This is a genomic window from Methanosarcina sp. 2.H.A.1B.4 (genome assembly GCF_000979385.1).
Lineage (GTDB): Archaea > Halobacteriota > Methanosarcinia > Methanosarcinales > Methanosarcinaceae > Methanosarcina.
This window is the reverse complement of sequence record NZ_JJOV01000033.1, coordinates 84,686-94,991: the sequence shown is the minus strand read 5'-3', so window position 1 is coordinate 94,991 and position 10,306 is coordinate 84,686. Positions and strand designations below refer to the sequence as shown.

Sequence of the window (10,306 nt, the reverse complement as noted above, 5' to 3'; positions counted from 1 at the left end):
TTTAACAATTGACAGAATCAATAACGGTTAACAGTTTAGGTTGACGCTTATATCCCCTGAGCTAAAGACTCAGGGGTTTTACGCTTCGTAATATAAAAAGGCAAACCTGAAAAGGCAAACAGGATTATTGGAAAACTGAAAAAGGCAAACAGGATGTTGGAAAACTGAAAAATTAAAAAACTGAAAAATTAAAAAACTGAAAAATTAAAAAAACTGAATAATCAACAAATCGGAGCCGAAAAAAATGGTACAGAATCTCAGGAAAAACTTTCTTAACGCGCTTCAGGGCAAGCCAGTTGACAGAACCCCCGTTTGCTCCGTGACCCAGACCGGGACCGTGGAACTTATGGACCTGACCGGCGCCGCCTGGCCAGCCGCCCATTCCGACCCGGAAAAGATGGCAGCCCTTGCCCTTGCAGGCCACGAAATTGCGGGCCTTGAAGCTGTCCGCTACCCCTACTGCCTGACCGTGCTTGCCGAAACCATGGGCTGCAATGTGCGGATGGGTACAAAAGATATCCAACCCTCGGTCCTGTCCCACCCCTTTTCCGAAGGCCCGGATAAACTGAAAGTTCCTGAAGCCCTGCTCGAAAAGGGAAGAATCCCCACCGTCCTCAAAGCAACGGAAATCCTTGCAGCCCGGACCGGAGGAGAAAACGGGAAGGAAGAAGTCCCTCTCATCGCAGGTATGGAAGGCCCCCTTACTGTTTTTACCCACCTTGCGGAAGTTAAAAACTACCTGATCTGGACCATCAGAAAACCCGAATACGTCAATGCCTTCATGGAAACCTGCACCGAAATCTGCATAGAATACGCAAACGCCCTCTTTGACCACGGCGCAGATGCCCTCTGCATGCCCGACGGCGGGATAGTCGGTTCAAGGATGATGCCCCCCTCGGTCCTTGAAGATTCGGTCAAACCCTTCTATAAACGCCTCTGCAAAAAAGTAAAAGGCCCCGTAATCCTGCACATCTGCGGCGATGTAGGAGATTCCCTGAAAACCCTTTCAGAATGCGGCTTTGAAGCTATCAGCATCGAAGAAAAAGCCAGCATAAAAGCTGCAAAAGAAGCCATTGGTGGCAGGGCAAGGTTAATCGGAAACGTCTCCCCCTCAAGGACCCTGCTCTTCGGGACACCTGCTGACGTGAAAGCAGAAGCAAAACAATGTATCTCAGCCGGCGTGGACATCCTTGCCCCTGGCTGCGGGATCGCCCCGAGGACTCCGCTTGCAAATATAAGGGCACTGGTGGAAGCGAGGGACGAGTGGTATGAGGAGAAGGATTGAAAAAAAGTATGAGAGGCAGGTAAAAAGTAAGGGAAGAATAGTGAGCTGAGATCAAAAGGACTAACTTATAAGATTTATGACCAGTAAAACGGTATTAGCTATACAAAACCGCTTTTGTCACGCCCGAATTGCGCCTCGGGAGTACGCGTCCTTTTCGCTACGCTCAAGAGGACTGAATTACACAGATTTCTGGCCAGTACAACTTAATTAGCTGTTTAAAGTCGTTTTTGTCACGCTCGACGCAGGAGAGCGGCCTTTCCCGTAAAAATAGAAAGAAGCAATTTCACTATCCACAAATCCGGCAAGGAACGACCTATTTCAAGGGTGCTGGGTTCAGGGTCTATGCTGGCAGGGGAAAGGGGGTACTCGTCTTCGGAGTCGGAAATGCCGTCCCGGTTGGTATCTGCGTATAGAGGGTTCGTTCCGAGTTCATATTCTTCAAAGTCAGAAAGAAAGTCGCCGTCACTATCTGCTTTTGTCGAGTCGCTTAATAGTTGAAAGTATTTTTTGCCGTCACAATTGGCGAGTTTACCGGCTTCTTCCCCGTCAAGCAGCCCGTCCCCATCAGTATCCGAATTATTGGGGTCGGTGTAGTACCAGTTGCCAAAGCCGTCCCTGAAACCGGTGGTTTCGGTGATGTCGGGAATGCCATCCTCATCTGTATCTGTTGGCTCGATTTCTTCTGAGATCGTCCGGAAGACTTCGGGAAGGTCTTCGGCAGTTGAGACAGAGAAATACTGGCCGCCGGTGGCTGTGGCTATACTGGTAAGCAGAGTGGTGTCTACATTGCTGCCGAGGCCGACGGTGTAGACGGTAATATTATTGTTTATTGCCTGCTGGGTGTAGGTATTGCTGTAGGTGCCCTACTTATCTGGTGGGTAAATGAATAAAAAAGAGATTACAGATTCGACTTCGATTGAAATCGAGTCTGGTTGTTCAAATCTGGAATATAATAGAATTTTTGTTAGTAAACCAGAATCCGGGATTGAGGAGAATCTGATTCAACCAACGATTATCCTAAGATTTAGTTTTGAGTGCTTCTCTTTACGTATGATTCATAGGCCTCCCATGCATCATCAAGAGCCTGTTTAAAACTAATTACATCCGATTTATCTTCTATCTTTGGACCCAACGACTCTATGAACAATTCAGATAATCTGATTATTTCCAAAACCAATTCTTCTGTTTTGATGGGAGTTCCGTCTTCATGGTTGGGATAGCGCTTATTTATCTCTTCAATTCTAATTGACTTCCCTGTACCCACATCAAATACCGACCCCATACCTCCAATAAAGTACTTGAAATAAGTGAAATCATCCTTTGGGGCAAACAAAAATATTTCTTGACTATCGATAAGTTCAACTTCACACCTCTCACCAAAACACAACTTTGGAACCGAATGCAACCATCCTTTTAGGTTGAAAAAAACAAAATCTCCCCTAAATCCATCATCATTCGGATCGTCCATTCTTTTTGTTAAAATTAGGCCATTTATTGTGATAGATAATCCACCTTCTATATCCCATCCACTCTCAAAAGAATCAGAGTCTGAATTATCTATACAAAAATTAATTTTGATGTCTGACATCAATCCACCACTCTAATCACATTTATCCCAGATGTTGGGTAAGAAGTAATAAACAATCCGTCCTTATTTACTATTGTTCTAATTTCAGTTATTCCAAACTCTTGCGGATTCCAAGTAAAAATAAATACATCATCTTTCACTTCACGTGTTCCATATTGCATACTTTCTTTAATCATTTTTTCAACATCTTGGACATCCATTACTTTAGGCGTTGTTATCCCAGGTCTGACTTCATGACCAGTAGGGAAGAAATCAGTAGGTTTATTAGGTTTCCCTTTTATGACGCCTGTAACATGGCGATCAATAACATGTTTCTGCCGTTTTAATGTTACAGATACTAAATCATCGCCTATTCTATAGGCTATGTGAAGTTCAGCTAAATCCACATCCTTCTTAACCAATTGCGTTATTTCATCATCATTCAATCCTTTTGCTCTCAAGCCATCGACAATTACATCACCATAAGTTTTTCTTACAATGTCTATTGATTCATCGACATGCTTCACAACAAAACCAGCAACAGCAAAGATCATGTGAGGGTGTTTTGTCACAAACTTACCGATCGTTGAAGTCACTTTTGCTGAATCACCATATCCAGGTATCAGAGACAGTGCATTCAACAATGTACCAAGACCGTCACCATGGGCTATGGAAGAAGCTATATCCCTAACATCTCCAACGGCAATAAAACCACTAAGCATCCAGCCTGCCATGTAGTATAAACTATCATGGTCGTCACCACCCCATTCTCCAAGAACCGCACCCAGAGCAACCTCGCGGCCGATTTCAAGGTAACTGTAGCGTATATCATAGATCAGCGGGTCGTGATCAGCATCATAGTATTCAACATAGTCGTTATAGTCATCACCGTCTGTATCCGCCAATAATGGATCAGTCCCAATGCCAAATTCATCCCCATCAAACAGTCCATCACCATCGGTGTCTGAAATCAAAGGCTCAATACCATATTCGTTTTCATTAAGGTCGTCGACCCCGTCGCCGTCACTATCTGCTTTTGTCGGATCGCTGAATAGTTGGAAGTATTGTTTGCCGTCATAATCGACGAGTTCGCCGGCTTCTTCCCCGTCAAGCAGCCCGTCCCCATCAGTATCCGAATTATTGGGGTCGGTGTAGTACCAGTTGCCAAAGCCGTCCCTGAAACCGGTGGTTTCGGTGATGTCGGGAATGCCATCATCATCTGTATCTGTTGGTTCGATTTCTTCTGAGATCGTACGGAAGACGTCAGGCAGGTCTTCGGCAGTCGAAACGGAGAAATACTGCCCGCCTGTGGCCGTTGCAATACCTGTGAGCAGAGCGGTGTCCACATCGCTACCAAGGCCGACGGTGTAGACGGTAATATTATTGTTTATTGCCTGCTGGGTATAGGTATTGCTGTAGGTGCCCTGACCGTCGGTAAGCAGGATTACCATCCAGGCGTGTTCGGAATCCCCGGAATTGATAAGGTGGCTGTTTGCGGTGCTCATGCCGGCGCCAATATTTGTTCCGCCGGAGGTAGCGGCACAGGAAAGCACAGTAATTACTTTTCCGGCTAGAAAAACCAAAAACATCTGCTATGGGGCTGCAGCAAACAAAATGTGCTTCCGAAATACCTTATCTAACCATTATAAAACGTAATCTTGAGGCACTTGTTCCGAGAGTTTGATCAAGTTATTCAGGAAAAAGGAGTTGAATTGAGTCAAAGTCTTCATTTCTATTTTAATTAGGTAATTTGAAGCAAAGTCTTTTTTTATTTAGATTTTGAGAAGACCGCCCGAATCCGGGCGGTGAGAGGGCCGGCACCTGAAAGCAGTTTGAAATGAAGGGGACACCGGCATCGAAAGAAAATCCAAAAATGTTATTAAGGAGACAAATACGTAGAAAACAAAATAAGAAATCACTTAATAAAGAATTTATTGATCTGTTGCTTCTTTAATTACCCCATCAATTCCGTATCCTCATGCGAATACGCCGGCGCACAGCAGCAGAGAATTTTCAGCTCTTTTTCACCGGGATTTCGGACCCTGTGCGGAGTTCCAGGCGAAATACAGATGGAGTCTCCTTTTCTGACCTCGAATTCTTCAGAGCCGAGAGTCATTATCCCGCTGCCTTCGGTGATGTGATAGATTTCTTCGATTACCCTGTGTTTGTGAAGGAGCGTTTTCCCTCCGGCAGGCACGATGGCTTCGGCAAGGCTCTGGTTTGAGTTACCGTAGACTGAGGGATGCATGAGTTCGCGGATTATTGAGCCATCTTTTGTAATGTAGGGCTTGACTTTGCTGTATTCGGTTTTTATCTGCATTCAGAACTACTGAAACTGCCAACTATATAACTATTTTTATTTTAAAGAGATGGGAGTACTTCGTCTTCCTGCAAAAATTCTGAAAAAAGCGTGGGGCAGTCCGGGATCTTTTCAGCATCTATCATAATCAGATTAAGGTAGAAAGGACCTCCGCCTTTAATGTCTACAGGAGCAAGGTCGACGAATTCCAGGATGTCAACCGGATATTCGAGATAAGAGATCTCAAGCTCAGGATGGTTCAAATTTTCTTTGCAGGGGAGACCCACAGCATAGATTTTGGAATCTAAAAGGTCTTCAGCTCCTGCATCCAGAATAAACGCAAAAAAGAAATACAACCCATGGGGCAGATCAATCATGTACCTGGTGTCTGCATCAAGCTCGGATAATAAAAGGTTCTGTGTCTTTTTCCTGTACACCATCAAAAGCAGCACTTTATCTTTGGAAAGGAGTTCCTGAACCGTATCTGGCAGGAAAAGGCTCCCAAAGACAAACTCGTACTCTTCATAAATCGAAGCCGTAAAATCGTTTCTGACAAACAACAGGCCGTCCTGGTCCGAAAGCGAATAACTCATATTGCCCTGAAGATCAATTATCGGATATTTCCCTGAAGAAGTATCCTTCCAGAAACGGTCAAGAGCTTTGTCCTCTATTCGGGACAACAGGTGTATACATTTTCCAACAGCAATACATTCCAATAGTAACCCCTCCCACTGATTCCGCGGCTCATATTCAGCCCGATTTTTCCTATAAAAACCCCCCTTTGTAGAATCAAAGGTCACATGATATTAAGTTCAATAAATTATAAGAACGGCATAATATAAATGACTGGACATAAAAACAGGTCAAATAATTAAGAATTCAAGATCGAATTCAAGATAGAAATCCAAAAAACAAATACAGATCGAAATCCAAAAAACAAATACAGATAGAATTCAAGATAGAAATACAGAAAAGAAGTCAGTAAAAATCATAGAAAAAAAGAAAGAACCTTGAATTTCAAGGTAGATGAGGAAAACTAGATTTTACTCGATTGTTTCTATTTTCTCTTTCTTGACAAAGGGCTTACTGATTTTCGCTGGCATCCATTCAGGCCTGTTTTTTGGGGCTGCGACAGTTTGCTTCCATGCTTTGAAAACATGAACTTTCTTTGTCCCGCGTTCCCTGAGTCGGATAATATCTGGTTTTGATTTGGTTCCGGTGCCCCTGTTTGCAGCTTTAAGGGCAGCTTGTCGAGGCTGTTTTCCAGAGAAAACTCCGTGCTCATTGCCTTCTACATCCCGTAAAACAAAATTTCTTGTGTCAGACATAAGGAATATCTCCTAAAATATGTTATAAGAGAATGATAAAAGTGAAGGTATATATAATTTTCTTAAGATGTTGTCAAGGGTTATTGATTTAGAATAAATTTACCTCAATTCAGGAATTGTGTATACACCTGATTTGAAATTAATTCTCCCTGGGAAAACAATATCTATAGCTAGATTTACGGAAGTTAAATAAGCAAATCTCAACGAGATGGCTTTCTTTAATTACAGATTAAAAATTTTATAAATTTATTTGACCCTTTCAGCCCTTTTTTTGAGGGCATTGTTCATATCCCCAAAGCTGCGTACCGTACCCTTCTCTATAGACCATGAAGTGCTGATAATAGGAATTGCAATGCCATTGAATATCTCTTTCTGGATAAAGCGTACCTTGCGACCTGAAATTTCTTCAAGGATGAGACTGTGCTCCCCATCGAGCAGCCCGGGGAAAAAGAAACTTCCTTTCCATGTAAGCTCTTTTCTTGGCTCAAGGCGAATTATCCTCGGGTGAAGGGTCACGCCTTTTTTTTCCCAATCCGGCTTCATATGGACTTTAATTTTGCTCCCGACCTTTGCCTCCCCGCTGATTTCCTTTATGTATGGGTTCCAGTTGGGGTAGGCTGCAAAATCCATAAGGATCTGCCAGATGCGGTCCGCAGAAGCAAAGATTTCAATTTCTGTGCTGATTTCTTTTTTGAACCCGATGGTTGCAACTCCTCTTTCGCTTTTCCTGTTTTTTCTTAGTCTATCGAAGGCAAACTTATTAACCCTGTTTATTTAGACCGGAAGCAGGGAAGATAAAATCGAAAAAAGAAGGTACAGGCTATAAGTTCAAGCCCTTCCGAAGATTTTTTTCTTCAATTTTCGCTTTACGCTTCCCGCCATCTGTTTCAGGATAATTGGAGTGGGCGTGTTTTTTCCTGCAGGGGCAACTTTACCTTTTCTTATTGCTTTCAACACGGCTTCAACTGTGTTTTCAGAAGCATCGATTTCAGTATATGCCTGCCCTACCATTTCAGGAATATGGGAATCACTTCCTGCAACTTCGGGTATTCCGAGTCTTTTTGCCTCAGCCAGAGCTTTCCTGTTGGCTCCGTTGAAAAGGCAGCGAGAATTGAAGACCTCAACTGCATCAATATCAAGCCCTTCAAAACTTCCAATTCCGTGGGAACTGCTCTTGAAAGGGTGGGGGATGATAACCGTACCTCCAAGTTTTCGAGCCCTGCGGATCGTTTCTTCCGGACTTAACAGAGGCTCTATATTCTCTCTGATTCCCAGAACCAGGATATGTCCTTTTGAAGAACTCACCTCCACGCCGGGAATAACTGTGATTTCAAGACCAAGCTCCAGGGCTTTATTCGCACAGGCAAGCCCACCTTCAACCGTATCATGGTCACATATGGCAAATCCGTCAAGTCCCCTTTTGCGGGCAACCTCAAGGATATCTTCATGGCTTGACTCGCTATCTTTTGAATGCTCGGAATGTACGTGAAGATCGAATTTCATGCTAATATAAAAATGAGCGATGAAGTTATATAAATTTTGAAACGGAGACGAAGAAAGAGAAAAAGAAAGATAGCAGGCACCTGACGAATTGGAATTCAGAAAATGGAAGAAAAGAATTAAGGAAAGTAAAATCAAAAAGCAGGGCTCTGTGAATTTAATTCGGAAAAGAAAATCCGGAGAACTGAATCACGAGAACTGAATCACGAGAACTGAATCACAAGAACTGAATCAGGATAAACAAACCGAAAAAAAAATGAAAAGAGGAATAGCGAACGGGCAAGTGTATATAAAAAATCTGGTGTAGGGGTAGTTTAGGATATTAGGAGGGTCTGATGTATTCAGTAGACACCCGTTCGCAAATAAACAAACAACTTTCGAGTATAAATGTCTTTCGTATACACACGAACAATATTCGGGTTATGAAAAAAAAATATCGGAAAAGAAAAACATTGGTAAATGTACGGACAATATACCAATGGTTATTATATAAATGGAAAAGCTTTTTATTCTTCAATGCCGCTTGAAAAAGCACCATAAACGGTATTCAACGTTGTTCATCCAGAGTCTGTTCCAGAGATTTGATCCTGTTGATTACCTCTGTTCTGGCTTCATAATCCACTGAAATCCGCTCCCCGTACTCAACCCTGTGTACAATACCCTCTTCGTACAGCCAGGAGAGAATTGACATCCCTTTTTCCGAGTTCGGAAGGGAAAAGGAGTAGAAAAACCAGGCAGGAAGGTGTTTGATTATCTCGGCTTTTAACTCCTGCATGCCAACCTGTTCTTTTGCGGAAACGAACACAGGATTGGGAGCCATATAGCCTATTTCTTCCATAACAGCTTCAAGTTCGGATGCTTCAAGTAAATCGGTCTTGTTGAGCACTGTAATCACCGGAACTCCCTGGATGCTGTCCCAGAGAGTATCGTGAGCTGTGGAAAGCTTCTGCAGGATTACCTCAGGTTTTTCGCTTACATCAACTACCAGCAGGATAAGGTCGGAAAGAAAGATCTCATCGAGGGTAGATTTGAAGGCATCAACCAGCCAGTGCGGGAGCTCCTCTATGAACCCTACGGTATCTGTCAAAAGAGCCTTTCTTCCGCCCAGGTCAAGTGCCCGGGTAGTCGGCACAAGGGTTGTAAAGAGCATATTCTGTGCTTCAACGCTTTCATCAACAATGGCATTGAAGAGAGTGCTTTTTCCGGCATTTGTATAACCTGCAAGGGAGACCAGGGAAAAACCCTTCCTGTGCCGAAACGCCCGCAGAGACTCATCATCTTTTTCTGCAGACTCAAGTTCATTTTCAATCTTTGTTATCCTTTTCTTCAGGTCCTGTTCATAAGCGTCTTCATAGTCCCCAAGCCCCATGAAACCTGCCCTTTCCTCCTTTTTCAGAAGGGAAACAATAGCCCTTGCCCTCGGAACCTCATACCTCAGCCTCGCAAGTTCAACCTGCATCTTGGACCTGCGTGTGGTAGCTCTTTTTGCAAAGATCTCAAGGATAAGCTGGAACTTGTCTATTACCTGACACCCACAGGTTTCCGAGATATTGAAAAGCTGAATTGTAGAGAGCCTGTTATAAAAGATGACCTTTCCAGCCCTCTTAATTCTAACAAGTTCGGCAAGATCCTCTATCTTTCCTCTCCCCAGCTGGTACTTGGAATCCGGAAACCTCGTCTGCGTAAGTTCCCCAACAGGAACATAGCCTGCAGCCCTTGCAAGCTCCCTGAGTTCCTCAAAGAGATATTCGCTGCGTTCAGGGTCAGCACGCGGATTGGTTCTTTTTACGAGAATTACCCTGTTTTCGGTTTCTATATTTTGTTCTGCTGGAATTTTCACGCCTCAATGTTAAGTTCTTTAAGAAGTAAATTTCGAGCGCTCAAAGAGATATGGTGAGCAAGTTCGATAGCCCTTCTCTCAGCTATGGACTCCTGGTACTTAAATGCCCTTGAAAACATACTTTCCGGCACCCACGGGGGCTGATTATACATATCCCCTTTTTCTGTCACAATTGTCCCCTCAAAGGAAAGCTGGTTAGCCGTATCCTCAATCAGCTGCACGACATCAAGCAAGCCGGGTGCTCTTTTAAGCCAGAATGGAAGGATCTTCACCTGCTTAACTTTTTCGATATGGTCAGCAGAAACAGTAAGGGCTGCTGCCGCACAGACCATGTAGTAGCCGCCTTTAATCCTGTGCCTGCCCGAAATGTCCACTGCAATAATATCCCACATTTATGTTTCACCCTCCTTCCGGGATGAAAACCCGATTTTCACGAACCCTTAAGAGAAGGGCGAATGTTTTACTCAGGTCTAATTTACTCGGGTCT

The 10,306-nt window shown here is 43.6% G+C and carries 10 protein-coding genes; 1 reads left to right on the top strand and 9 read right to left on the bottom strand.

The annotated features are described in order from the left end of the window. Positions 1–244 precede the first annotated feature (244 nt). Complete coding sequence (gene mtaA / locus EO92_RS05715) at positions 245–1,285, top strand: methylcobamide:CoM methyltransferase MtaA (RefSeq protein WP_048169954.1); 1,041 nt, start codon at positions 245–247, stop codon at positions 1,283–1,285. Positions 1,286–2,309: 1,024 nt separating this feature from the next. On the opposite strand, the gene EO92_RS05705 is transcribed toward mtaA, so the two are convergent. From EO92_RS05705 to EO92_RS05665, 9 genes are all read right to left on the bottom strand, one after another. Then, positions 2,310–2,873, bottom strand: coding sequence for a hypothetical protein (locus EO92_RS05705; protein ID WP_048163121.1), 564 nt, complete (start codon positions 2,871–2,873; stop codon positions 2,310–2,312). Beyond that, a complete protein-coding gene (locus EO92_RS05700) occupies positions 2,873–4,441 on the bottom strand; it encodes a VWA domain-containing protein (RefSeq protein ID WP_048169952.1) in 1,569 nt (522 codons plus the stop codon). Before EO92_RS05700 ends, EO92_RS05705 begins: the two co-directional genes overlap by 1 nt. A 365-nt stretch (positions 4,442–4,806) precedes the next feature. Further along, the gene (locus tag EO92_RS05695) at positions 4,807–5,172 is read right to left on the bottom strand and encodes a cupin domain-containing protein (protein ID WP_048169950.1); all 366 of its coding nucleotides are present in this window, start codon (positions 5,170–5,172) and stop codon (positions 4,807–4,809) included. Between the two features lie 41 nt (positions 5,173–5,213). After that, on the bottom strand, positions 5,214–5,867 hold the full coding sequence (locus EO92_RS05690; protein ID WP_048163117.1) for a hypothetical protein: 654 nt from the start codon (positions 5,865–5,867) through the stop codon (positions 5,214–5,216). 327 nt (positions 5,868–6,194) lie between these two features. After that, positions 6,195–6,479, bottom strand: a complete 285-nt coding sequence (locus EO92_RS05685) for a non-histone chromosomal MC1 family protein (protein WP_048132491.1) — start codon at positions 6,477–6,479, stop codon at positions 6,195–6,197. A gap of 246 nt (positions 6,480–6,725) precedes the next feature. Beyond that, positions 6,726–7,163: an SRPBCC domain-containing protein gene (locus EO92_RS05680; RefSeq protein ID WP_255350233.1), complete on the bottom strand. Its 438-nt coding sequence runs from the start codon at positions 7,161–7,163 to the stop codon at positions 6,726–6,728. A 144-nt stretch (positions 7,164–7,307) separates the two neighbouring features. Beyond that, positions 7,308–7,982 (bottom strand): PHP domain-containing protein, encoded by a 675-nt coding sequence (locus tag EO92_RS05675; RefSeq protein WP_048163114.1) that lies wholly within the window; start codon positions 7,980–7,982, stop codon positions 7,308–7,310. Positions 7,983–8,526: 544 nt separating this feature from the next. Beyond that, complete coding sequence (hflX, locus tag EO92_RS05670; protein WP_235283206.1) at positions 8,527–9,819, bottom strand: GTPase HflX; 1,293 nt, start codon at positions 9,817–9,819, stop codon at positions 8,527–8,529. Continuing rightward, positions 9,816–10,211 carry a DUF2209 domain-containing protein gene (locus tag EO92_RS05665; protein WP_048163112.1) on the bottom strand — a complete coding sequence of 132 codons (396 nt, stop codon included), beginning with the start codon at positions 10,209–10,211 and terminating at the stop codon, positions 9,816–9,818. The genes hflX and EO92_RS05665 overlap by 4 nt, the downstream gene beginning before the upstream one ends. Between the last annotated feature and the right edge of the window lie 95 nt (positions 10,212–10,306).

Coding starts and splice junctions, on each gene's coding strand:
- mtaA (WP_048169954.1), top strand. CDS start 245: ATGGTACAGAATCTCAGGAAAAACTTTCTTAACGCGCTTCAGGGCAAG.
- EO92_RS05705 (WP_048163121.1), bottom strand. CDS start 2,873: ATGTCAGACATCAAAATTAATTTTTGTATAGATAATTCAGACTCTGAT.
- EO92_RS05700 (WP_048169952.1), bottom strand. CDS start 4,441: ATGTTTTTGGTTTTTCTAGCCGGAAAAGTAATTACTGTGCTTTCCTGT.
- EO92_RS05695 (WP_048169950.1), bottom strand. CDS start 5,172: ATGCAGATAAAAACCGAATACAGCAAAGTCAAGCCCTACATTACAAAA.
- EO92_RS05685 (WP_048132491.1), bottom strand. CDS start 6,479: ATGTCTGACACAAGAAATTTTGTTTTACGGGATGTAGAAGGCAATGAG.
- EO92_RS05675 (WP_048163114.1), bottom strand. CDS start 7,982: ATGAAATTCGATCTTCACGTACATTCCGAGCATTCAAAAGATAGCGAG.
- EO92_RS05665 (WP_048163112.1), bottom strand. CDS start 10,211: ATGTGGGATATTATTGCAGTGGACATTTCGGGCAGGCACAGGATTAAA.